Origin of the sequence: Legionella quateirensis (assembly GCF_001467955.1) — a bacterium.
GTDB lineage: Bacteria > Pseudomonadota > Gammaproteobacteria > Legionellales > Legionellaceae > Legionella > Legionella quateirensis.
In genome coordinates this window covers 123,372-147,160 of sequence record NZ_LNYR01000038.1, presented here as the reverse complement: position 1 = coordinate 147,160, position 23,789 = coordinate 123,372, and the positions used below count along the sequence as shown (strand labels likewise).

Sequence of the window (23,789 nt, the reverse complement as noted above, 5' to 3'; positions counted from 1 at the left end):
TCGTCACCCTCCACACCCAATTCTCGTCACCCTCCACACCCAATTCTCGTCACCCTCCACACCCAATTCTCGTCACCCTCTGCACCCTATCCCCGTCACCCTCCGCGAAGGCGGAGGGTCCATTCTTTATCATTCACATCAGTACATTATTCGTGAGTCCCCCAATCCTTTTAATATAATTTAATATATTACGAGAAAATATCGTTTCCTTTTTTATTGGTTGCAATGTATTGATATGAATTTTTTTATGATTTTCGGTATTGGACGGACCATATATGGACCCTCCGCCTTCGCGGAGGGTGACGGGGATAGGGTGCAGAGGGTGACGTAAGATTGAGCGCGGAGAGTGACGGGGATGAGGTGCAGAGAGTGACGGGAATGGAGTGCGGAGGGTGACGGGAATGGGGTGCAGAGGGTGACGGGAATGGGGTGCAGAGGGTGACGTAAGATTGAGCGCGGAGAGTGACGGGGATGAGGTGCAGAGAGTGACGGGAATGGGCTGCAGAGGGTACCGGGAATGGAGTGCAGAGGGTAACGGGAATGGGCTGCAGAGGGTACCGGGAATGGAGTGCGGAGGGTGACGGGGATGGGGTGCAGAGGGTGACGTAAATTGAGTGCGGAGAGTGACGGGGATGAGGTGCAGAGAGTGGCGGGAATCGGCTGCAGTCCGTCACCCTCCGCGAAGGCGGAGGGTCCATTCTTTATCATTCACATCAGTACATTATCCGTGAGTCCCCCAATCCTTTTAATAAAATTTAATATACTACGAGAAAATATCGTTTCCTTTTTTATTGGTTGCAATGTATTGATATGAATTTTTTTATGATTTTCGGTATTGGACGGACCATATATGGACCCTCCGCCTTCGCGGAGGGTGACGTAGATTGGGTGCGGAGGGTGACGTAAATTGAGTGCGGAGGGTGACGGGAATGGAATGCGGAGGGTGACGGGAATGGAATGCGGAGGGTGACGGGAATGGAATGCGGAGAGTGACGGGGATGAGGTGCAGAGAGTGACGGGAATCGGCTGCAGAGGGTACCGGGAATGGGCTGCAAAGGGTACCGGAAATTGGGTGTGGAAGGTGACGAGAATGGAGTGCTAAAGGCGACGGAGATGGGCTGCAGAGGGTGATATATAAAAATCGAATTATCAATAGACCTTAAGAAACTCATAATGTACATTCCATGAAACAGTTTCCTAAATTGCGTATGACCTGCAACACGAATCATTGAATTGCATAATCAGCAAAATTTATCTGGCCTAGGCAACGGATAATGATGTAAAATCGGCCAAAATGAACAAGGCTGATGTGATCATCCTTTTATTCTCACTCATTTTAGGAATTTGTACCATGGCATATAGAAAAATGCTTAAATCTAAAATTCACCGTGCTTATGTAACTCAAGCCGATTTAGAATACGAAGGCAGTATCACCATTTCTCCAGAATTACTAAAAGCAGCAAACATTCTTCCTTATGAAGCAGTAAATGTCTGGAATATCACTGCAGGAACCCGTTTTGAAACCTATGCCATTACCGGGGAAAAAGGTTCAACCGATATTTGTGTTAATGGTGCCGCGGCTCATTTGGTGACCCCTGGAGACTTGGTCATTATTGCCTCATTCACCCAAGTGTTGGAAGAAGACTGTGCCGCGCTGGTACCTACAGTAGTGTTTGTGGATCAGTTTAATCGCTTAAAAGAAATTAGACCCGAAGTCGTTGGGGTTAAAAATAGAAGCTCCTGCGCTATGGTGTAACATGCTGTTCATCCTATTGCCCGATTTATGCAGGCAATAGGAAGATACTGATTTATAGTTTATTCTATTATCTATTCTATCCAGGCCAACAAAATCCATGTTAATTCATCTGATTGAATTAAGACGCCGCGCGCTTTATACCTTAATCTGGTTCGGTGCCCTATTCTTTTTATTTTTTTTCATGGCAGCGGATCTGTTTCACTTTTTAGTATCACCATTACTCAAATCCCTGCCTAAGCAGGAAGGGCTAATCGCAACTCAGATTACCTCTTCTGTCTTTACCCCACTTAAACTTGCTGCTGATACTGCGATATTACTCAGCGCTCCTTTTGCTCTATACCACATTTGGCGCTTTATCAGTCCTGGACTCTATAAAAATGAGAAAGATCAATTAGGTGGCGCAATCGTTATCAGTATGGTGTTGTTCGCTATCGGGGTGATATTCTGTTTTTTCCTGATTCTACCATTTATGTTTCAATTTTTTGCTCATGCCCTTCCCGAAGGGGTACGCTTGATGCCGGATATGGCTTATACCCTGGATTTTATTACTCGAATGTTAATGTTATTTGGTTTTAGCTTCCAAGTGCCATTAATTTGCCTTGTACTTGTCCGTTTAAATTTAATCGATGTAATCACACTTAAAAATATCAGACCTTACGTTATAGTAAGTGCCTTCACTGTGGGAATGCTGCTTACCCCCCCGGATGTGTTGTCGCAATTAATGCTGGCTTTACCCTTGTGTGTTTTATATGAGCTGGGCATCATTCTGGCCATTATGTTCGCGTGAATATATTTAGAACTTACGTAAACCCCAAAGTTAACGAAGAGATTGGAACTTTATCGTAACTCCTGCAAATTAATTCAAGCTATTGAACAATTTACCGATATATTCATCACGACGCTCAAAAAAGGTGCTGACGATGGATAAAATTGCTAAATTTAACATTGGGGATTTGGTTATTCATAAACGCATCCGTTACAGAGCTATTGTGGTGGATATAGATCCTATATTCCAGGCTTCAGGAACCTACAATCCACAGGCAAGCCAACGTGAATTTGCTACACGTAATCCATGGTATCGTTTATTGGTTGATGACAGCAGTCAGGTAACCTATGTTGAAGAGTGCATGTTAATTGCGGATCCCAGCCACCTGCCCATCAATAATCCCAATATTCATCATTATTTGAGAGAACAGGAAGGGAGTTATCGTATTACCAATGCCAAACATTAAGTGCGATGTAAGCTTAGTGAAGGAGCTCAAAAGCAGGCACCGTTCCAATTGCAGGAGATCTCTCACTGTGTTCGAGATGACGTGGTTCCTTGTTTCGTCGTCCTGAACGTAGTGAAGGATCTCCAAATGCAGGCACTGTGCCACTCTCAGGAGATAGCTCACTGAGTTGGAGATGACGTTGGTCGGACGAATTGCGAAGCGACTTAGGTACTCCTCAACATCAGAACCAACAATGCGATAAAACCAATTAAGATCAGCGCTAATACACCCATGGTTAACGCACTTTTACTCAAATTTTCTTTACTGAATTGATCAGGACTTCCCTTAATGACGCGATACAAAACAAATACGATCATTATTGCGCCTATCACTCCTAAAATTTGATATAAAGTCTGCATCAATCCTCTCCTTTAATTTTCCCGATTATCTTTAAATTGCTTTACCTGGATTCAAAAGCAAAGGCATCTGAAAACAGGTGAGCAGGCGATACACCATTACTCACTAACACATCACGCGTACTGTAGACCATGTCAAAAGGACCACTCAGTACTATTTGCCAATCATTCAGATCATTTGCATGTCGAGTCAGCGCACAAGAAGCAAGGGTCTCATTGCTTTCATCAGATAATAACGAAAAATATTTGAATCTACTGGCATGATTCTGCCAATGAGTCACCTTTTCATCCATATACAAATCACTTCGTGATCGAGCCCCCCAAATTAACTCAAAGGATCGAGCATCTGTAGTTGCTAACAGTTGTTCAATCATTGCTTTAACCGGTGCAAAACCTGTACCTCCGGCTATAAATAAAATGGGCCTATCGCTATCTAAATCATTAATGCTGCAGTTACCATAAGGCAGGCGGATAGTTACCTCTCCATGCTCTTTTATATGGGAAAACAGTCGTTGATTGTACGGATTTTCCAGACTATGACGAATATGTAATTCATATTTATGTGAACCTAATGGGGCATTGGCAATGGAATAACTCAATTCCTCATCACTAAAAAGAATCTGCAGGTATTGGCCAGCCTGATATGAAACGTATTCAGCAGGGTTTAAAACCAACTGCATGATACTGTCTGTCAATGGAGAAATGGTTTCAACCTGAGCCTGAACTATTTTTTCATTCATTAATCTAATCCTAGTGAAGACCAATATCCATTCACCTTTTTTAAAACTTCCTCATCCATTTGTATTGGCCTTCCCCATTCTCTTTGCGTTTCTCCAGCCCATTTACTGGTTGCATCCATTCCCATTTTTGATCCCAAACCAGAGACAGGAGAAGCAAAATCCAGATAATCTATAGGCGTATTCTCAATCATTACTGTATCACGTGCTGGATCCATTCGTGTAGTAATGGCCCAAATCACATCCTGCCAATTTCTGGCATCCACATCATCATCACATACAATGACAAATTTGGTGTACATGAATTGTCGCAAGAAAGACCAGACGGCCATCATAACTCTCTTAGCATGACCGGGGTATTCTTTTTTAATTGTGACAACAGCCAAACGATAAGAACAGCCTTCTGGCGGTAAATAAAAATCGACTATTTCAGGAAACTGTTTTTGTAATAACGGAATAAACAATTCATTTAACGCAACACCTAATATTGCGGGTTCATCGGGTGGTCTTCCAGTATAGGTGCTCAGATAAATGGGTTTATCTCGATGTGTTATCCGCTCTACGGTAAAAACCGGAAAGGATTGTACTTCATTAAAATAACCCGTGTGATCTCCATAAGGACCTTCGGGTGCTTCTATACCTGGTTCAAGATACCCTTCCAATATTATTTCCGCGCTGGCTGGAACATGCAATTCATTACCAATACATCGTGTCAATCGAGTGCGTTGACCTCGCAACAAACCAGCAAAAGCATACTCAGACAGAGAATCTGGAACCGGGGTCACAGCAGCCAGAATAGTTGCCGGGTCAGCGCCCAGAGTCACAGCAACAGGAAAACGCTCGCCTGGATTGGATTTCTGCCAGGCCTGATAGTCTAATGCACCGCCTCGATGAGAAAGCCAGCGCATGATTAATTTATTTTTACTCAATAATTGTTGGCGATATATCCCCATATTTTCACGGGTTTGATTCGGACCTTTTGTAGTGACCATTCCCCATGTAATTAGAGGTGCAACATCACCAGACCAGCAGGTTTGGATGGGCAGCATAGTTAAATCCACTTCATCCTTTTCCCATACATGAGTCTGACATTCAGCGCCGCTTACATATTTGGGTGCCAAAGTCATGGCAGGTTTTAATAAAGACAACTTACTGAACAGATCTTTAATCCCCTTGGGAGGTTCTGGTTCTTTTAAAGCTGCTAATAATTTACCAACATCCCTTAGTGCGGTGATCGACTCCTCACCCATGCCCATTGCAACACGGTCAACCGTACCAAACAGGTTGGTCAAAACCGGCATTCGATGATTAGGAGTATTAGTAAAGAGCAGAGCAGGACCACCAGAACGCAGCACTCTATCACTGATGGCAGTCATTTCAAGATAAGGCGATACCGGATAATCAATTCGCTTTAATAGGTCACGTGATTCGAGTTGTGCGATAAAGTCTCTTAGATCAGAGTAGTTCATTAGTGATTTAACTCAAAAGGATTACACTATTTTGTTCCTATACATTACTCAGTAATGTATACACTAGGGTGGAACCCGGCGCAGTTGGCGGTGAACTTACCACCAACGCCGAGTTCTTGCTTGTGCTAACAATACTTTTAATTACTCTTGTCTTTTCATTGCATCAAAAAACTCAGCGTTCGTTTTATGATTTTTCATACGCTCCAAGAGGAATTCAATGGCATCACACTCATCCATAGACTGCAGGATTTTACGTAATATCCAGGTACGCTGTAAATCTTCTGGACTTAATAACAAATCTTCACGACGCGTTCCAGAACGGTTAATGTTAATTGCTGGGAATACACGACGCTCAGCGATATTACGGCTCAAATGGATCTCCATATTACCGGTACCCTTGAACTCTTCATAAATCACTTCGTCCATTTTTGAACCGGTGTCTACCAAAGCCGTAGCAATAATAGTCAAACTACCACCTTCTTCAATATTTCGTGCAGCACCATACAGGCGTTTGGGACGTTGTAATGCATTCGCATCAACACCACCGGTTAAGACCTTACCTGAGGAAGGAACAACAGTATTATAAGCTCGTGCCAGACGGGTAATGGAATCAAGCAGAATAACAACATCTCGTTTATGTTCAACCAACCGTTTCGCTTTTTCAATAACCATTTCAGCCACTTGAACGTGACGATTTGCTGGCTCATCAAAAGTACTGGCAACTACTTCACCCTTCACAGAGCGCTGCATTTCGGTAACTTCTTCAGGACGCTCATCGATAAGCAATACAATGAGGTAACATTCCGGATAATTCTTTTCTATAGAACGAGCAATATTTTGCAGCATCAGTGTCTTACCCGCTTTTGGCGGAGAAACAATCAGACCTCGCTGACCACGACCAAATGGTGCACAAAGATCAACAACTCTGGCTGTTAAATCCTCGGTACTGCCATTACCTTGCTCCATCACTAATCGTTGCGTAGCAAATAGAGGAGTTAAGTTTTCAAATAATATCTTACGTTTTGCACTGTCTGGTGTGTCATAATTTATCTGATCAACTTTTAATAAAGCGAAATAGCGCTCACTGTCTTTAGGTGGGCGGATTTTACCAGAAATGGTATCACCAGAACGAAGACCAAAACGTCGGATTTGGCTCGGTGAGACATAAATGTCATCTGGCCCGGCTAAATAAGAGCCATCCGCGGATCGCAAGAAACCAAAACCATCAGTCAAAACTTCTAAAACACCATCACCGTGGATGTCTTCGCCTTTTAAAGCATGGGCCTTAAGAATAGCAAAAATAATGTCTTGTTTGCGCAAACGGGAGGTGTTTTCAACTCCCATCTCCTGGGCGATATTAACGAGGTCAGCAATAGCTAATTGCTTAAGTTCACTAAGATTCATACTTCTCACTTGATTTATTGTTTAAACGAATTGAATATCCGAGAAAATTTTTGTTAGGGAATAGCAGCTAAGGATTCGACTGCCTATGCAGCATACTTGCTTTATAGTATGTCACATATTGCTAACAGGCTATCACAGCTTTCAAACAAGATCCAACTTTTTCATACTAAAATTAAAAGAAAATCTTTGTAATGCAAACCAGGAATTTAATCAATACTCTATATGAGTGATAGTTGTGCATTGCTTCCGCTCAGTATCAACCATCACTCAAATAAAATTAGATGTGACTTTCAACAAATGCACTTAATTGGGATTTAGATAACAAACCCATTTTAACGGCTACAACCTGGCCATTTTTGAATAAAATTAAAGTAGGAATACTCATAACACCAAATTTTGAAGGCGCTTGAGGATTTTCATCTATATTAATTTTTGCAAAGTTAATATCGTTACTGTGGGTTGCGGCTACTTCTTCTAGAATAGGTGTCAGAGCTCGGCATGGGCCACACCATTCCGCCCAAAAATCAACCAAAACCGGTTTGCTGGAATTAATTACATCCTGATCGAAACTTGCGTCTGTCACAGCTTTAATATTATCACTCATGAGTATTCCTCAACTATTTATAATCCAAAATATTATTATAGATCACCGCCAACGGCTTGCAACACACTTAATGCGGTAATGGCCGCTGTTTCTGTCCGTAAAATTCTTGGCCCCAAAGATAAGGGTAAATAATCCGATTTACAAGCCAATTTAATTTCTTCATCAGTCAATCCACCCTCGGGTCCGATGATAAGTGTAATGTCTGATTGATTTATTGCATAATCCCGCCACGTTTTATTGCCTTCCGGGTGTAAAATAAATTTAAATGCGGAGTGCCCTAAGCTCAAATATTCATCTAATGGGACTGGCGGATGCACTGGCGGTATAACATTGCGACCGGATTGCTCACATGCAGCAATAACTATGTTTTGCCATTGATGCAGTTTTTTCGCCATTCGCTCTTTATCGAGCTTTACCGCACATCGTTCCGTGATTAAAGGAGTTATTGATGCAACCCCTAATTCAACTGATTTTTGCATTACCATCTCCATACGATCTCCTTTAGAGATGGCCTGAGCCAGATGGATGCTCAAAGGTGATTCCCTATTTTTTTCGTTAACCGACTCAATCAAAACCTTAACCTGTTTTTTTTTAACGTGCTCAATGACCGCCGAAAATTCACGATTGTCCCCACAAAACAGAGTCAAAGGGTCGCCTGGTTGCATGCGCAAGACCACAGCCACATGTTGACCCGCTTCTGGTGATAACTCCACCAGTTGCCCACTTTGATAATCACCAGGTTGGTATATACGAATTTCTCTCACGGTTAATTCACCAAAAATCATGAGCTGACACTATAACAAAAATTACTTAATAACGTCTGCTATGCTAGAATTATTATTTTATTTCGAACGTCATTATCTAATCCAAGGAATAATCCATGATGAACAAAACGCGTATTGAATCAGACAGTATGGGTGAAATTGAAGTACCCGCAGATAAATATTGGGGCGCCCAGACTGAACGCTCTCTGCATCATTTCAACATTGGTAAAGACATTATGCCCCGCGAAGTAACCCATGCTTTTGGAATCCTAAAAAAAGCAGCGGCACTGACTAATCTGGACTTAGGTAAATTACCAAAAGACAAAGCAGATTTAATCGTTAAAGCAGCTGATGAAGTCAGTAAGGGCTTACTGGACGATCATTTTCCTTTGCATGTCTGGCAAACAGGTAGCGGCACTCAATCCAATATGAATGCCAATGAAGTGATCTCCAACCGAGCCATTGAAATGGCCGGTGGGACAATGGGCAGTAAAACCCCCATACATCCCAATGATCATGTCAATATGTCTCAATCCTCAAATGATACCTTCCCAACTGCCATGCATATTGCTGCCGCTATTGCGATAAATGAAAAATTATTGCCTGCGGTTCGAAATTTAAGAGATGCGTTCGCGGTTAAAATGGCAGCCTTTAAGGATATAGTAAAAATTGGCAGAACTCATTTACAAGATGCTGTCCCCATTACTTTAGGCCAGGAATTCTCCGGCTATGTTGCCCAACTGGATGCCTGCATCCACAGATTAGAAGAGGTTTTACCCGAACTCTATGAATTGGCGGCAGGGGGCACAGCAGTTGGAACGGGTTTAAACACTCATCCACAATTCGCAGTCAAAGTCGCGGCACACATTGCCAGCATTACCCAATTACCGTTCGTGACAGCGCCTAATAAATTTGCTGCCTTAGCCTCGCACGAGCCTTTGGTTTTTGCACACAGTGCCATGAAAACTCTGGCCTGCGCTTTAATGAAAATAGCCAATGACATTCGTTGGCTGGCTTCAGGACCTCGCTGTGGCATAGGTGAGATAACCATTCCGGAAAATGAACCCGGCTCATCCATCATGCCTGGAAAAGTTAATCCAACACAATGTGAAGCTATGACCATGATATGTGCCCAGGTCTTAGGTAATGATACTGCAGTAGGAATTGCAGACAGCCAGGGCAATTTCGAATTGAATGTGTTCAAGCCCGTCATCATATTTAATGTGTTGCATTCATTAAACCTGTTGGCCGATACCTGTCATTCATTTCAGGAATTTTGCGCGGAAGGGATAGAAGCCAATCAACCCGTAATCGATTATTATTTACATCACTCCCTAATGCTGGTAACAGCGCTGAATCAACATATAGGCTATGATAAAGCAGCAAAAATAGCTAAAACGGCTCATCATGATAACTCATCTTTACAAGAAGCAGCTGTGAAACTGGGTTATTTAACTGCCGAACAGTTCGCGGAATATGTAAAACCAGAAGAAATGATTGCACCGCAATAGGTTCTTCTAATTTAATCAGATGATTAATCCTGGCTGTTCTCAGCCGGGATTAAATACATAACTCAAATTCAACCACCATCTTCCGTATAAGCCCAACAATTCTCGTTTAAAGACTCAAAGTATCTATTTAATTCCAGGATGTGTTGACAATTCCGATTTCGACGTCACGGGACGTTGGGAATATTTTGGTGAATTGTCAACACATTCTACTCAACATCTGGATTTACGTCAGAAAGGCCTGAGTCTGGAGACATTGATTCAACTGGAGCAGGTGTAGGCGTTGGACTGCTCGATGTTTCCGGAGAGCTGATCAGTACAGGATTTTTAGCCGTACTGGACTCAATATCCACTTGATTGGCAGTATTTAATTTTTGTACTTTAATGTTAGCAGCTTCGGTTTGTGTTGCTACCGGTTTATTAGCACAACTCGATAAGCCAAAGACCAACACCGTGACCAGACCATAACGCCAATTAAATGATTTATAATTAATCATCTTAACCACTCCCTGTATATGAGTTATCAATACCAACCCAATAGAACAAACAAAGGTGACTATAACTTGAATTGATTGACCAAATTAAGAGCAATACTCATGATAAATACTAGTTCATAATTCGAATATTTCCAGTGAATGATTGGATTAAGATATTCCCTCTTATCTTGTTGAAAATAAGAGGGAACCTTATGAAAATGACTTAATTACTGAATGACAGGCAATTGTGGGGCGGCAGTTTGTTTAGGGCCTGGAGTTGCTTTCTGGGTAGGCTCTTTTGATGCATAACTTTTTTGTTTGGCTTGTGGTGCACCTGTAGCGGATTGATTGCTGGGGGTTGAGTTTCCAGTTGAATAAGTTGACTCTTGAGCGCTTTGTCCATCCATATAGCAACCTGACAAACCTAAAACTAAAGCAACAGCAGATCCCCACTTCAAAAATTTAATATTGTTCATAATTAGCTTCCTGCATAAGTTAATAAATTGAAACCAAAATAATTTTTACTTCCGCAATTAATATAGTTTAAAAATCAATAATTAACCACAATAACCAATAACTTTTATATCGCAGCAAACTAATCATTTAATCTGCGCTATAAGTCTCTTTTATAAAGAAAGACAGCATTATAGAAACAATGGCACAAAACGGTAATACCCATAAAAAAGTATAAAAATGAGGCGATTCTTTGGTAATAAATAAATACGGTATAAATAATAATAGTGTATTAAATAAAAAAACTGAGGAATTAGTAATACTGATGGCTATACCACGAGTACTGTTCGAAGACATTTCGCTCACCATGGTATAAATCAACATGGATCCAGAAAGCATAAAACCGGTAAAAAAGGATACCGCTTCAATTATATAATAATTATTAATCATATAATGCGGCAGATAAACTGCCATCAGCAAACCCATAGTCCCCAGTACCAAAGTAAGATGCAGAACCAGTTTTCTTGATTTAATACGATTGGAGATCCAGCCCAGCAATGGAGTTCCCACTCCAATTCCAAAAAATACCATACCACCAATTAAAACTGCTGTACTGCTGTTTACTGAATAATATTCCTGAATGGGCAAATACCAAAGACCACCATATGCCAACAAAATGCCAAAAGAGGTTGCAGCAGTAAAAGCACATAACCAGGTTTGTCCATTGTTACAGACGATAGTTAATGAAGCCTTTAAAGAAATGTTTCTCGCGAATTGAAAATCTTCCGGAGTTTTTACCCAGAACATTGCCAAAATAAACAAACAGTACCCATAAACTGCAAAATATTGATAGATTTGATTCCAGGAGTACGTCTGTAATTTAATCATTAAAAAATAATGAATCAGGCCACTGGCAATAAAAGCCAAGGTTTCAATCAGTCCGGTTAAAATAGGAAACATATTGCGGGGAAACCACTGAGCCACAAGAATACTCGCTGCAATGAAATCGAAAGATGCCCCCATGCCTTGAATAAGATTAGCCAGACAATAAGTATAGATGTTAGTAGAAAATGAAATGGCTACATTTCCTGAAGCAACCAAAAATAAAGCACTACTCACTATATATCGGGCATTATAGCGATCAAGTAGATAACCCGCTGGAATTTGCATGCAGGCAAATCCAAGAATAAACGATCCTGCAGCAAACGAAACGCCCATATCTGAACTATGCAGTGCTGACTTGATCGACTCCGAAAAAACGGCGCCCGCCGTATTAAGGCAAAAAGCATAGATAACAAATAATGTAGAAATAAACCAAACAATCACTCCCTGTATCGACTTAGACATTGAATGGCCTTAAATTATATTCACTTGAATTACAGATACACACGGGTGTGTTGACAAAGGATCAATTTATTCTCAACATTCCGCGATTGGATTATGAGATGATTATAGTACTGAATTGATCATTTCTGCGATCCCATTATCGTTAGCGAGAACTATTAAGCGAATCATTTATAATTTCCATCTGCGGTGCACCCACCACCATTGTTCAGGGTGAGCCAATATCATTTGTTCCAGGATTTGATTATAGATCACTGTATTATTGTATATGGCCTGAGCGTTATCGGGATGTTCCTGCCATTCAAGCGCAGGGAAAAATTCAAAAACATGATTCCCTTTTTCTGCTCGATAGCAGGATAAAGGCACCACAGGACTGTCATATTTAGATGCAAAAACAGCCAGACTGCGATAAGTTCCGGCTTTGACATTAAAAAAATCAACAGCTAGACCTGAGTTTTTTTCTATACTGGTATGCTGATCTAAAAAATAGAACACGAGCTCCTTCTTTTTTAGTGCGCGACTGACCAATTTTGGGGCATTAATGCTGCTAATCAATTTAATGTTCCATCTCTGAAAACGTTGAAATATCAAATGCTCTAACCATTTCTTACGAATAGGACGTCTAATAATATGTATTTTATCAATCAATGAATCTAAATGAAGAATACCTGCGGGAACAGCGAACTCCCAGCTGCCCAGATGACCTGTTAATATTAACACCCCTTTATTCTGGTTCACTGCGTCTAATAAATGCTCCATGCCACGAACTTCCACTCTACGTTTCATACTGTCTGTACTCAGCCATCCCACAAGCAGGATATCCTTAAGGACTATAACCAGATGAGAGTAGAACGCTTTTAGCAATCTGGTCTTTTCAAAAGAAGTCGCTTTATCTTTAAAGACCCGATCAATATTGTTGATAATGATGTTTTTTCTCAAAGGGAACATTCGATGCATTAATCGCCCCCAAAGAGTAATACGAAGATTGGAAAAAATGTTGTCAGTCATCATCATGCCTTAAAAATTACCACCGCTTATAAGACCAAAGCCATTGCTCAGGATGTTCTAGTACCATTTCTTCAAGTCGTTTATTGTAGTTTTGGGTATTTTTCAGGATCGCATCCTGTTTATCGACACTCATATTTCTTGGAATTTCAGGATAAAATTGATTCACATGCTGTTTTTTATTAATACGATAATAGCTTGTTGATAATACAGGGGAATTATAACGTTCCGCCAAATAGGCCAAACTAGTATAAGTACTTGTATTCTGACCTAAAAAATTCGTCAGTATTTTATTATTATCTTTATAAGATGGTCGAAGATCGAATGGAAAAAATACGACTCCTCCCTTTTGTAATACTTTACACACTTCCCGAATGGCATTTTTTTTATTAATAAGCTTAAAACCAGCCGCTTCATATCGACGTAAAAAAATATTATCCAAAAATGCAAACCGTAATGACTTCCTGATGCAATAAAATTGGTCTTTATTACCCTCAACATTATCCAGAAAAAACAAAGGAGAAAATTCCCAACTTCCAAAGTGTCCGGTTAGCACAAGTACTCCTTTACCTTGGTTCATTGCGTTATAGAGATGCTCCATACCTATTGTTTTTACTCGCTTCTCCAAACGTTTTTTACTGACTAAAGCGTATAAAATCAACTCCTTTATACTGGTCATCAGATGCGAATAATAAGCGATAACCAGGCGTTTCTTTTCTTGAGAATTCATTGAGTTTTCAAAAACTCGCTCTATATTTTTTTGTGCAATGCTCTTTTTGAATGGAATAATTAAATAGACAATCCACCCCATCAATGTCACGGGAAGTGTCTTTAAACCACGTGTTAATTTGACCATAGAATAGTTTATCCTATTATGCATGCAGACTGTCCAGTTCATTGATTAAGTGAAAAAAATCTGAACCGGAAAGAAGTCTACAAGGAGTGAATTCCAAAGTAAAATAGTACTTGGTCATTGACTTGCATTTGAGCTAACATCCCTCGCATTGAACCATTCAATTAATCCAGGATAAAAGTGAGTTTAAAGCGTCCTTTACGTATTGCAATAATAGCTGGGGAGCCATCAGGAGATCTGCTCGGAGCGGGTTTGATCCGGGAATTAAAAAAACATGACGTGCCATTAGTATTTGAAGGCATAGGCGGCACACAAATGATTCAGGAAGGAATGCAATCCTTCATCAATATAGAACGCTTGTCCGTTATGGGGATAGGAGATGTGCTCAAACGATATCCAGAGCTCTACAGAATAAGGCAACAACTACTCAATCAATGGGTACTCAATCCACCTGATATTTTTATAGGTATAGACTATTCCAATTTCAATTTATGGCTTGCAAAAAAACTAAAGCCAAGGGGCGTAAAGACCGTACAATACGTCAGTCCTAAAGTTTGGGCATGGCGCCAAAAGAGGGTCTATCACATTAAAAAAACGATTGACATGGTTCTCACCCTTTTTCCTTTTGAAGAAGAGTTTTATCAACGGTTTGAAGTACCTGCTCAATTTGTTGGCCATCCGCTGGCTGATGAGATTGAGATGGAAATGGATACGAGGCATAAAAAAAGTCAGCTGGGCTTGAGTTCCCAGGACAAACACATTGCCGTATTACCTGGCAGCAGGGTGGGTGAAATAAAATATATGGGGCCATTGTTTCTTGATGTCATGCAAGAAATCAGTTTACAAAACCAACAGGTTCAATTTATGGTGCCATTAGCTAATGCAAATTTACGCGACATGTTTCAAAAGCAACTGGACAGTTCAGGTATTAAGGCTAATGTCCAGATAACCACTCAAAGTGCTCGAGATGTAATGGCTGCAGCGGATGTGGTATTAGCAAAATCCGGCACAACTACCCTGGAAGCAATGCTGTTAAAGAAACCGATGGTAGTAGCTTTTAAATGGGGAGCGCTTAACCATGCCCTTATTGCGCCTCAGCTTAAAATACCCTTTATTTCTCTGCCCAATTTATTAGCTAATCGTGAACTGGTTCCCGAATTTGTTCAAACAAAAGCACGTGCACAACCCATCGCGCAACAGGTTCTGCATTTTCTCCAAAAGCCAATACAGGATCAGTTAATCCAACAATTCAGAGAAATTCACAAAGAATTGCGCCAGAATGCCAGTGAAAAAGCAGCATTAGCGGTTCTAAAGATTCTTGCCATCGCATCTGCCTGATTCTTTTTTTAATGAAAAGACCTGTCTTAACCAATCACGTGACGGCATAGAAGGAAACCCTCCCTCTCTAGCATCTGGAGGAACATCTTTAAGTACCTTGCTTCCAAACAAAATTGTTGCCTTTTTGCCTATATTCAAATGACCAATTACACCAACCTGACCCGATAAGGTGACCCACTCACCTAACTCTGTACTGCCGGCAATACCTACCTGAGCAACAATAATCGTACCTCGTCCCACTTTAACGTTATGCCCTATCTGTATCAGATTATCCAAACGACAACAATCGCCAATAACGGTATTATCAAGTGATCCTCTGTCAATGCAGGTATTAGCTCCAATTTCGACATCATTACCTATAATTACACCGCCTCTATGAGGAATTTTATAATGTCCATTTGCATCACTTGCAAAGCCAAAACCATCTTGCCCAATGCGTGCACCAGGGTAAACGATGACTTGATTTCCCATGATGGTATTGCTTATGGAGACATTACTTTCGATACGGCAATCATCTCCCAGGGTAACGCCTTCTCCGATGTATGAATTAACCCCAATTTTACAACGCGCGCCAATACGAACCCTATCGCCTATATAGGCACCATGTTCAATTTGGCAATCATTGCCAATTACTGCGCTTGATGAAACATAGGCTGTTGGTGCGATAAAACGCTTCATTTGTTCAAAAGGATAAAAAACCTGAGCAATCAAGGCATAGGCTTTGTAGGGATTTTTATGAAGCAATAAATGCATGTGTTCAGGAGCATGCTCTTGGTGTTCGGGAGCCAGTATACAAGCTCCGGCCTTCGAATGTTTTAACGCCTTCACATATTTTTTTTGATGCAACATAGCCAGGCTGGTCGATTGAGCCTCGGCAAGCGTTGTAATATCAGCAACCATAAAGGAACCTTCGGCTTCATTTAATAAAGCAGCTCCTGAAATCTCAGCCAGTTCGGATAGGCTGAATGGTCCACGAGGAATGGAGAATCGATGAGCGATCATAAAAACCTTTATCAATAAAATTAACGATAGATACCACGTGTTGAATTGTGAAGAAATTGGATGAGACATTGAATATCCAGGTTTTCAGGAAATTCACTCTCAAGCTGTTCAATAGCCTTTTTCATAGATAATCCCTGATTAAACAGTATCTTATAAGCACGTTGTATCGCAATTCGTGCTTCAGGATTATATCCACTACGGCGAAGTCGCTCTACATTAAGCCCATATCGTTTCGCAGGATTACCTGAAACCAAAGCAAATGGTGTAACGTCTTTAGTTATCAAACTAAGTGCGCCAATCATCGACATTCGCCCTAATTTGATGAATTGATGAAGAACGGAAAAGGCACCTACAGTTACATTATCTTCAATGACTACATGACCTGCAATCCCTGAAGAATTAGAAAAAATATTATTATTTCCAACGGAAACATCATGAGCAACATGAACATAGGTCATAAAAACATTACTATTCCCAATAAATGTTTCACCGCCACCTCCGGCTGTTCCACGGTTTATCGTAACATATTCTCTAATAACATTATCATTACCAATAAATACCTTACTGATTTCACCTTTAAATTTAAGGTCTTGAGGAATGCCGCCTACTATGGAACCAATTCCAATATAATTCCGTTCACCAATGTGAGTCCAGCCTTCAACCGTAACATGAGAAGCAATCGTTGTACCTTGGCCAATTCGAACATGTTCACCAATTATTGAATAAGGACCAACTGTTACATCAGAACCAATTTTTGCTCCTGGAGCGATTAATGCGGTAGGGTGAATTCCCTTAGGAGATGAGATAATAGAACTGGGCACATGGGCATGATCTAACGGACTCACAAGCATGATATTACCTCCACAACACCATTAACTTAATACTAAAAAAACTGCATCATCGGGAAAGAACTTCCCTGATACTCTTTCAAAAAATATCGTTTACTCTTTGGATGAACACTAGGGTGTGTTGACAATTCATCTATTTATTTCCAACGTCCCGCGACTTGTTCGCGGGATCCAGAGATCGAGTATCATTAACAATCATATTGTATTCATCAAGATTGAACTGGATCCCGCGAACAAGTCGCGGGACGTCGAAATCGGAAATGTCAACAGCCCCTAGAAAAACACCATAAAACTGTCGACATAATTTGAAAATGATTTCAAATCATGTCTCCAAAATGATTAAGCCAAGTAACTGAGTTTAATGAATACATCACGAACAGCAATTCGCTGACTAAAATAAACACTATTAGCGGTATTGCTACTACGAATTGAATCCGGTGTGGTAGCCGTCCAATATTGCTCTGTATTAATACCACCCTGAACCCCCACAGAACTGCCATTTTTTAAATCAAAATGAGTTGCAATTGCCAAATTGGAGCCAATAACTAATGATGACCATAATCTGTTATTACTATTCTGGGTAAAACTGAATCTGCCGGTTCTTGGCAAGTTAGGAATAAACGCATCTGTTGTAGTAATTAATGCTTCGTTCCAGGTGGTTTTATAGGATCCTCCCAATAGTGAGGCAGAAACATCGCCAACAAGGCTAAAAAATCGATTTAAATCCCATGCCGCGCCCATTCCAATACGAGGGCCAATTCCGAAAAATTTCGCTTCATAATCGATTTGGTTTGTCAGTGGTTGAATTGTTGTATTAAAAAACCGGGGATCAATTGACACAAAATTTCCAGCATATTGGGCAGAAAACCCCTTTTTAAACTCTGATGCTTTAATACCGTAATAACGAGAAAAATGGACATAGTTCAAAAATCCGCTTAAAAAATTTCGATGCGTTATTAAATCAGCAGTTTGATAGTCATAATGTGAGCTCACCACCGCGCTTGCTGGTCCCACCATGTCCTGACCACCTGATGAGGCCATAAAATCGGGATCATCGAATTGAGATTGTACAATCTGGCTTAATCGATTAACCAGCACATCGCTTGGACTGGTAATAACAGCTGCATCTGTACCTCGATTTTTTAAATTGGTATAACTTAAAACCACATCATGGCCTTTTTCTGGACCAAATTGATAACCCAAACCTAAACTATAACCCCAGCGTGAATCCGGATTCATCATATGTTCTGTTATTGCACCGCCAGTAATCGCTTCTGCATACGGTGTTCTATTGATACCTTCATCACTTAATGATCCGTATATTGGCGCCACATAACCAAAAAACCGTTTACTGTCATCCTGAACCTCACCCATAACACCAGCAAAGGATAATGAACTACTGACCATTATTAAACTTACAAAACTGGCTTTCCTGACATAGTGCAACATAATCACCAAAACTCCTTGTTATTATTAATATTCCTGATCTGGAATTTTCAGCCCATAGTATCAATATCCCCAATAGGCGTCTACGAAATTTTCAAACCCTGAATCTCTAGAACTTATTTATGATTTAGCTTTTTAAACTCGCATTATCACTGAATCAATCCAAACCGGTTAACTCAAAATTAACACTCACATAATTATCAGAGAAGGTATTGCCACGAACTGTATGCACATAAGATGGTGTTACACGGATGGTCTTATAGTGATAATCCACACCAACGCCATAATTGTATCCATTTTTAGCCAGAAGCAATTGTGGAAGTGCAGAGATAGTTGCAAGGTTCTGATCAACAAGTGGTCTGCTGAATGAACGGCTTGTTATCTGAATCAAGCTTCCGCTGACAAAGGGAGAGAAATGCTCGTTCACTTGATAGTATAAACGTGCGTGCTCAATTAATGTACCTACTTTTGAAGTCAAAGATGGAACAGAAACATTATCAATGGGATACTCAAAAATAAAATTTGGTTGATAAAACGTGCTGTAAAAATAGGTTAAATAACCTTGTAAATACAGTTGCTTATAAGACTGTCCAAAAAAAGTTCGCGCCCCAACGGTGCTGTCATGACCGTAATAATGAGCTCTGCCAGTCACAGCATTAGCCGTATCACCATTCACTAAATTAGTCTGCTTGAATCGATCCCTGCCAAAACTGGCGAACACATCAACAAATACGGGAAAAACAACCTGCTTCATCACGTGTAAAAACACTCCATTATCCTCAATTGAACCGTGACTTTGACTTAAATCATTAGTTAATCTTGAGGTTGTATTCGTATTGGTAGTGATGTTGTATGCATTTATTCCCCAATAAAAATTATAGAAGTTCAGATTGTCCGCGCCAGCAGATATAAAATTGCTATGGCCAGAATAATGATTAAATGCAGCCCCTTGATAGGAAGAAAATTTAAATTCATCATAAGAAGTATTAAAAACCCCTTTAGGCTTTAAATAGAGTTGAATTAATTGTTCTATTTCCTGTTTACTCTTAACACCAGTCGTTGATTCAACCGCCTGAACTTTGGAATATGCTGTTGATACGAATAACATCAGAACAGTCAAAAATATCTTGGTTCTCATTACATTCCCTTATAAAAATTAATTCTAATTATCCTTAGCTCGGCTCAATCCCAAAATAGAAATTCTTTAAACCAAAGGTACTTGCCCACAACCAACAATAGCAAGAGTTGCGATCGCATTCGGATTAGCATTGGCTACATTATTTGCGTTCCATTCATTTACCTGATTCTGAGTCACATGATTAGCAGCCAACTGTTCTGGTGTTAATTGAGGCGCAACATTGGGGGATGGACAACCCAAAAGTCCGAATACCACGAACAATAGTGACCAGCGGCCATATTTATAGGTTAAATATCTTTGCATATTAAAACTCCTGTAATGTTCAATACCATTGATGAATCATGTCTGCATCAAGTAATTTTGGTGATTACACCTTCATCAACATCTCTTTCTTCGAAACTCACTTGAAATGATTCAATTTGGATGAGATGCAAACAACTATATAAATCAGAGGAAATAGAGATTTTACAAGTAACCGCTCAATAAACCCCAGTAAACGTTATCTCGAACTTATTGAGAAACAACTGTTACACTAATAAACTGCATGAAATTATATAGATTTTGGTCACATTATCATGTCAGAATTACATATAAACTTCCAGATTTTACTTTCAAATCGAACATTAAATACTGCCCGAACTGGAGTAAACACTATTTAAATACAGCCCACTCTATTCTTTATTCAGAAATTTTGAGAAGATTGATTTAATTTCAGCTCTAAGCCAACCCCGAACTCTATTATAATTAAAAACTAAGGATGGATTTATGAATTTATTTCGATTTAAACGTGTCATCATTCTCATGCTGGCTTCGCTCACTTTTGGAGTCTTGCACGCATCCGAACCCAATAATTCGAATGAACAAGCACAGTTATCAATACAAGCCGTCATTGCTCCATCAAATCCTGGATCCGGATTAGTATCATGTCGCAATACTTTGGCCAACTGTCTTGTGACAATGACATTTACAAATCCCAACACAGGTTATGTAAATATTCTAAATTATTCAAAAATTGATGCATTAAATGTAATGGCAACCCTGCCTGCAGATTGGAATGGTGATGTAGTACAAACCTCCATATGTGAGGTATTAAAAGCTGGAGAATCCTGTTCATTGATTTTTGAGCTCAGCAGCAGTGCCTCTAGCCCGCATAGTCTAAGAACCATTCCAGTAAAAGGGTCTAATACAACAACGATATTTTTTGATATGATCGTTACCCCTTGATTGCTTGTTTCAATTGAGGCCTGTAAGTATCAATCATTACTTAGGGCCTCATTCATTTAATCATTAAAAGCCCAATGCAACAGTTTTGCATTTTCTTCCTATATGCTTATAATCGAATCTCTTCTCATTAAAAAGGGACTAACATGATTTACCCTAATATTCTGGCCACCATAGGACATACACCAGTGGTAAAAATAAATCGCTTGGGTCGCCATTTAAATTGTGAACTCTATGCCAAATGTGAATTTTTCAATCCCGGTGGCTCGGTTAAAGACCGTATCGGATATGAGATGGTTATTCAGGCTGAACGAGAAGGAAAGATTAAACCCGGTGACACCTTGATTGAACCAACCTCGGGAAATACAGGAATAGGCATCGCACTGGCTGGAGCCGTTTTAGGTTATAAAGTTATTATCACCATGCCGGAAAAAATGAGTCAGGAAAAGCAATCCGTTCTTGAGCTCCTGGGGGCAAAAATATACAGAACGCGGACTGAGGCTGCATCACACGACCCAGACAGCCACATTTCCCTGGCAAAAGATTTAAAAGCAAAAATACCGAATTCTCATATTCTTGATCAATACTCAAACCCCAATAATCCTAATGCCCATTATCATGGAACAGCCCAGGAAATAATTGATGAGTTTGGTATGGACTTACACATGGTGGTCGCAGGAGTCGGAACAGGGGGTACAATAACAGGCATAGCTAAACGATTAAAAGAATATAATCCAAAAATCCAGATTATTGGTGTAGACCCGGAAGGCTCAATACTGGGTGGCGGCACTGAAATCAAATCTTATCTAGTTGAAGGGATAGGCTATGATTTCTTTCCTGACGTTTTGGATAATAATTTAATTGATGCCTATGTTAAGACAAATGATGCGGATTCATTCCACATGGCAAGACAATTAATTCGTGAAGAAGGATTACTCGTAGGAGGCTCATGCGGTTCGGCTATGTGGGCTGCATTAGAGGCTGCAAAATCCTTAATAAAAGGACAAAAATGCCTGGTCATTTTACCGGATTCCATTCGTAACTACATGTCAAAATTTGCTAATGATGAATGGATGAAACAACAGGGTTTCCTATAAACTGAACACGGTGCATGTTGAAATTGGCTCCACTCCGGAGTCAATTCACTATATCAAGGATTTAGCGCTCAGAGTTCTCACAGACCGGTTTAACTCAAAACATCACCCAACAGATCACGCGGCTGGGCTGGCTGTTCGCATACCCGGTTTATCCATATAATCCAGCAATAGATCAGGATCTACCTGATTGATACTAATCCACTCCGCCAATGTTCCAGCTAATTCTTCATTAACGTATTGTTCGTTACTAATTTCCTCAACTTTAACTACTTTACCTTCTGGGGCGGTTAATTTTGAGAAAAATAATTTGGGATCCGGGATAATAGAACTTTGTAATGGCAAAAATTTAATATAAAGCGTTATCAGATCTTCTCTGGTCAGGCCTTCCATTAACAAATTCTGCCTCCATTGATTGTATGTTCTTAAAATCTGTTTATTATCCGTTTTAATCTGATCGAGCATTTCGGCAATTGTACCTTTATTGCGTTCGTCGTTTACAACAGGTTCAGGCGGTTTAATTGCCAATTGACCTACATAAGCATAATCCGCTTCATTTTTGACTCTGGGAAAATAGTTTCCTTCATTAACTTGTAAAAATAATTCCACTTTAAACATATTAGGTGCGCCATTGGAATAAATAGTTCTAAGCCGCAGTTCTTTTCCATGTTCTGTAAAAAAGAGCACTATAGTTATCCCTAAAGCTTGAGATAAAGCTCGAAGGACACTAGAAGGAACTGTTGTACCAGGTTGGCGCAGAAAAGCTTTGGATGTATGTACATCAAGACCATCAAAAGCTTCACGGTAATTTAATGGATGAGCGTACACTTCATCTATGGTGATTTGGTGTAAAACATAAGCCAGACATTCAACCACTTCAGATTTACGCGCGCTGTTAATTAAAATTCCCATGCGATCCGTAGGATTCAGATAGGCCTGATTCGAAATAAATTTGGGATAATGAGCGTAAAAACGTTCTAATATTTTCTTTAAAGTATAATCATTAACACGAGTGGAATGTTTAAAATAATCAATAAAAGCTACAGCCAAAGCTTGAAACTGCTTTCCACCAACATTAATAAAGGTATCTTCTGATGAGGCCTGCTTTTTATCGTGTTTCGCAGGAGCCCTATCAAAAAAGCTGTTTCCGACCATGGTTCTCTCCCACCCCTAATATATATATCCATTCTAATGAATCAATATTAAGGAAATATTAACAACCTTTTTACAATTTAAAGTATTTTTTGTCACTAGGGCGAATCAATTAAAGGCAAAATGCTTATTAAATCAACTCTAATACATTTTGCTTTCGCTTAATTAAAGTTATTTAACAGGTCTTGAATAATAAAAACATGGATACGTTCATACACTAAGCATAATACATGCCACTATCAATAGGACTTTTGCTATATAAAAAGAGAGTCCATAACCACTGATGCGTATAAATTGCTGCAAATACAAGGAATAAACCAGTACGGAATTGCGTACCAATACCGTAGGGAACAAGTTCAGATTGATTAAAGATACCAATCAAGTTCCAATTTTGCCGTTCCAAAAATATTTTTATAGTTATAGAATGATCCATACCCGAGATACTTAGGTATATAACACCATAAGCCCAGATCAGGGAACTCATAGTGATACCTGACTTAGAATCGTAAAGGAAATGTGTATACAGCATTCTACTGGAAAAGATGGATCT

At 39.9% G+C, this 23,789-nt stretch carries 25 protein-coding genes; 7 read left to right on the top strand and 18 right to left on the bottom strand.

Translation table 11 applies throughout. From position 1 onward, the window contains the following. The first annotated feature begins 1,351 nt into the window (after positions 1-1,351). From panD to hspQ, 3 genes are all read left to right on the top strand, one after another. The gene (panD, locus tag Lqua_RS14025) at positions 1,352-1,756 is read left to right on the top strand and encodes an aspartate 1-decarboxylase (protein WP_058474901.1); all 405 of its coding nucleotides are present in this window, start codon (positions 1,352-1,354) and stop codon (positions 1,754-1,756) included. A gap of 97 nt (positions 1,757-1,853) precedes the next feature. Further along, positions 1,854-2,543 carry a twin-arginine translocase subunit TatC gene (gene tatC / locus Lqua_RS14020; RefSeq protein ID WP_058474900.1) on the top strand — a complete coding sequence of 230 codons (690 nt, stop codon included), beginning with the start codon at positions 1,854-1,856 and terminating at the stop codon, positions 2,541-2,543. A gap of 133 nt (positions 2,544-2,676) precedes the next feature. Then, positions 2,677-2,988: a heat shock protein HspQ gene (gene hspQ, locus Lqua_RS14015; RefSeq protein WP_058474899.1), complete on the top strand. Its 312-nt coding sequence runs from the start codon at positions 2,677-2,679 to the stop codon at positions 2,986-2,988. Between the two features lie 203 nt (positions 2,989-3,191). Here hspQ and Lqua_RS14010 read toward each other — a convergent pair whose 3' ends face one another. From Lqua_RS14010 to Lqua_RS13985, 6 genes are all read right to left on the bottom strand, one after another. Beyond that, on the bottom strand, positions 3,192-3,386 hold the full coding sequence (locus Lqua_RS14010; RefSeq protein ID WP_058474898.1) for a hypothetical protein: 195 nt from the start codon (positions 3,384-3,386) through the stop codon (positions 3,192-3,194). A gap of 41 nt (positions 3,387-3,427) precedes the next feature. Continuing rightward, a complete protein-coding gene (locus Lqua_RS14005) occupies positions 3,428-4,123 on the bottom strand; it encodes an NAD(P)H-flavin reductase (RefSeq protein WP_058474897.1) in 696 nt (231 codons plus the stop codon). After that, positions 4,123-5,589: a 4-hydroxy-3-polyprenylbenzoate decarboxylase gene (gene ubiD / locus Lqua_RS14000; protein ID WP_058474896.1), complete on the bottom strand. Its 1,467-nt coding sequence runs from the start codon at positions 5,587-5,589 to the stop codon at positions 4,123-4,125. Before ubiD ends, Lqua_RS14005 begins: the two co-directional genes overlap by 1 nt. Before the next feature lie 141 nt (positions 5,590-5,730). Further along, positions 5,731-6,993 carry a transcription termination factor Rho gene (rho, locus tag Lqua_RS13995; protein ID WP_028382861.1) on the bottom strand — a complete coding sequence of 421 codons (1,263 nt, stop codon included), beginning with the start codon at positions 6,991-6,993 and terminating at the stop codon, positions 5,731-5,733. Positions 6,994-7,270: 277 nt separating this feature from the next. Further along, complete coding sequence (trxA, locus tag Lqua_RS13990; protein WP_058474895.1) at positions 7,271-7,597, bottom strand: thioredoxin; 327 nt, start codon at positions 7,595-7,597, stop codon at positions 7,271-7,273. A gap of 35 nt (positions 7,598-7,632) precedes the next feature. Beyond that, positions 7,633-8,361 (bottom strand): 16S rRNA (uracil(1498)-N(3))-methyltransferase, encoded by a 729-nt coding sequence (locus Lqua_RS13985; RefSeq protein ID WP_058474913.1) that lies wholly within the window; start codon positions 8,359-8,361, stop codon positions 7,633-7,635. Positions 8,362-8,480: 119 nt separating this feature from the next. Between Lqua_RS13985 and fumC the strand changes: the two genes are divergently transcribed. Further along, entirely contained in the window at positions 8,481-9,872 is a 1,392-nt protein-coding gene (fumC, locus tag Lqua_RS13980; protein ID WP_058474912.1) for a class II fumarate hydratase, read from the top strand. Between the two features lie 206 nt (positions 9,873-10,078). On the opposite strand, the gene Lqua_RS13975 is transcribed toward fumC, so the two are convergent. The 5 genes from Lqua_RS13975 to Lqua_RS13955 all read right to left on the bottom strand — a co-directional run bounded on the left by Lqua_RS13975 (position 10,079) and on the right by Lqua_RS13955 (position 14,003). Next, positions 10,079-10,366: a hypothetical protein gene (locus Lqua_RS13975; protein ID WP_058474894.1), complete on the bottom strand. Its 288-nt coding sequence runs from the start codon at positions 10,364-10,366 to the stop codon at positions 10,079-10,081. A gap of 206 nt (positions 10,367-10,572) precedes the next feature. After that, positions 10,573-10,821, bottom strand: a complete 249-nt coding sequence (locus Lqua_RS13970; RefSeq protein ID WP_058474893.1) for a hypothetical protein — start codon at positions 10,819-10,821, stop codon at positions 10,573-10,575. A 127-nt stretch (positions 10,822-10,948) separates the two neighbouring features. After that, positions 10,949-12,145, bottom strand: coding sequence for an MFS transporter (locus Lqua_RS13965; protein ID WP_083501344.1), 1,197 nt, complete (start codon positions 12,143-12,145; stop codon positions 10,949-10,951). 168 nt (positions 12,146-12,313) lie between these two features. Continuing rightward, positions 12,314-13,156 (bottom strand): lysophospholipid acyltransferase family protein, encoded by an 843-nt coding sequence (locus Lqua_RS13960; RefSeq protein WP_238585589.1) that lies wholly within the window; start codon positions 13,154-13,156, stop codon positions 12,314-12,316. A gap of 10 nt (positions 13,157-13,166) precedes the next feature. After that, the gene (locus tag Lqua_RS13955; protein WP_058474890.1) at positions 13,167-14,003 is read right to left on the bottom strand and encodes a lysophospholipid acyltransferase family protein; all 837 of its coding nucleotides are present in this window, start codon (positions 14,001-14,003) and stop codon (positions 13,167-13,169) included. A 177-nt stretch (positions 14,004-14,180) separates the two neighbouring features. Between Lqua_RS13955 and lpxB the strand changes: the two genes are divergently transcribed. Then, on the top strand, positions 14,181-15,338 hold the full coding sequence (gene lpxB, locus Lqua_RS13950) for a lipid-A-disaccharide synthase (protein WP_058474889.1): 1,158 nt from the start codon (positions 14,181-14,183) through the stop codon (positions 15,336-15,338). Here the strand turns inward: lpxB and lpxD are convergent. From lpxD to Lqua_RS13925, 5 genes are all read right to left on the bottom strand, one after another. Then, positions 15,309-16,340, bottom strand: coding sequence for a UDP-3-O-(3-hydroxymyristoyl)glucosamine N-acyltransferase (lpxD, locus tag Lqua_RS13945; RefSeq protein ID WP_058474888.1), 1,032 nt, complete (start codon positions 16,338-16,340; stop codon positions 15,309-15,311). The genes lpxB and lpxD overlap by 30 nt on opposite strands. A gap of 20 nt (positions 16,341-16,360) precedes the next feature. Then, positions 16,361-17,191, bottom strand: coding sequence for an acyl-ACP--UDP-N-acetylglucosamine O-acyltransferase (gene lpxA / locus Lqua_RS13940; RefSeq protein ID WP_058474887.1), 831 nt, complete (start codon positions 17,189-17,191; stop codon positions 16,361-16,363). Positions 17,192-17,527: 336 nt separating this feature from the next. Further along, positions 17,528-18,637 (bottom strand): Lpg1974 family pore-forming outer membrane protein, encoded by a 1,110-nt coding sequence (locus Lqua_RS13935; protein ID WP_058474886.1) that lies wholly within the window; start codon positions 18,635-18,637, stop codon positions 17,528-17,530. A 154-nt stretch (positions 18,638-18,791) separates the two neighbouring features. Further along, positions 18,792-19,772 (bottom strand): hypothetical protein, encoded by a 981-nt coding sequence (locus Lqua_RS13930; protein WP_058474885.1) that lies wholly within the window; start codon positions 19,770-19,772, stop codon positions 18,792-18,794. Between the two features lie 66 nt (positions 19,773-19,838). Beyond that, the gene (locus Lqua_RS13925) at positions 19,839-20,075 is read right to left on the bottom strand and encodes a hypothetical protein (RefSeq protein ID WP_058474884.1); all 237 of its coding nucleotides are present in this window, start codon (positions 20,073-20,075) and stop codon (positions 19,839-19,841) included. A 462-nt stretch (positions 20,076-20,537) separates the two neighbouring features. On the opposite strand from Lqua_RS13925, the gene Lqua_RS13920 reads away from it, so the two are divergent. Together Lqua_RS13920 and Lqua_RS13915 are read left to right on the top strand one after the other, a co-directional pair. Continuing rightward, positions 20,538-20,996 (top strand): hypothetical protein, encoded by a 459-nt coding sequence (locus tag Lqua_RS13920; protein ID WP_058474883.1) that lies wholly within the window; start codon positions 20,538-20,540, stop codon positions 20,994-20,996. Positions 20,997-21,139: 143 nt separating this feature from the next. Further along, positions 21,140-22,090, top strand: coding sequence for a pyridoxal-phosphate dependent enzyme (locus Lqua_RS13915; protein WP_058474882.1), 951 nt, complete (start codon positions 21,140-21,142; stop codon positions 22,088-22,090). A gap of 114 nt (positions 22,091-22,204) precedes the next feature. On the opposite strand, the gene Lqua_RS13910 is transcribed toward Lqua_RS13915, so the two are convergent. Both Lqua_RS13910 and Lqua_RS13905 read right to left on the bottom strand, forming a co-directional pair. Then, positions 22,205-23,242, bottom strand: a complete 1,038-nt coding sequence (locus tag Lqua_RS13910) for a hypothetical protein (RefSeq protein ID WP_238585587.1) — start codon at positions 23,240-23,242, stop codon at positions 22,205-22,207. A gap of 214 nt (positions 23,243-23,456) precedes the next feature. Continuing rightward, positions 23,457-23,723 carry a hypothetical protein gene (locus Lqua_RS13905; RefSeq protein ID WP_058474881.1) on the bottom strand — a complete coding sequence of 89 codons (267 nt, stop codon included), beginning with the start codon at positions 23,721-23,723 and terminating at the stop codon, positions 23,457-23,459. Positions 23,724-23,789 lie beyond the last annotated feature (66 nt).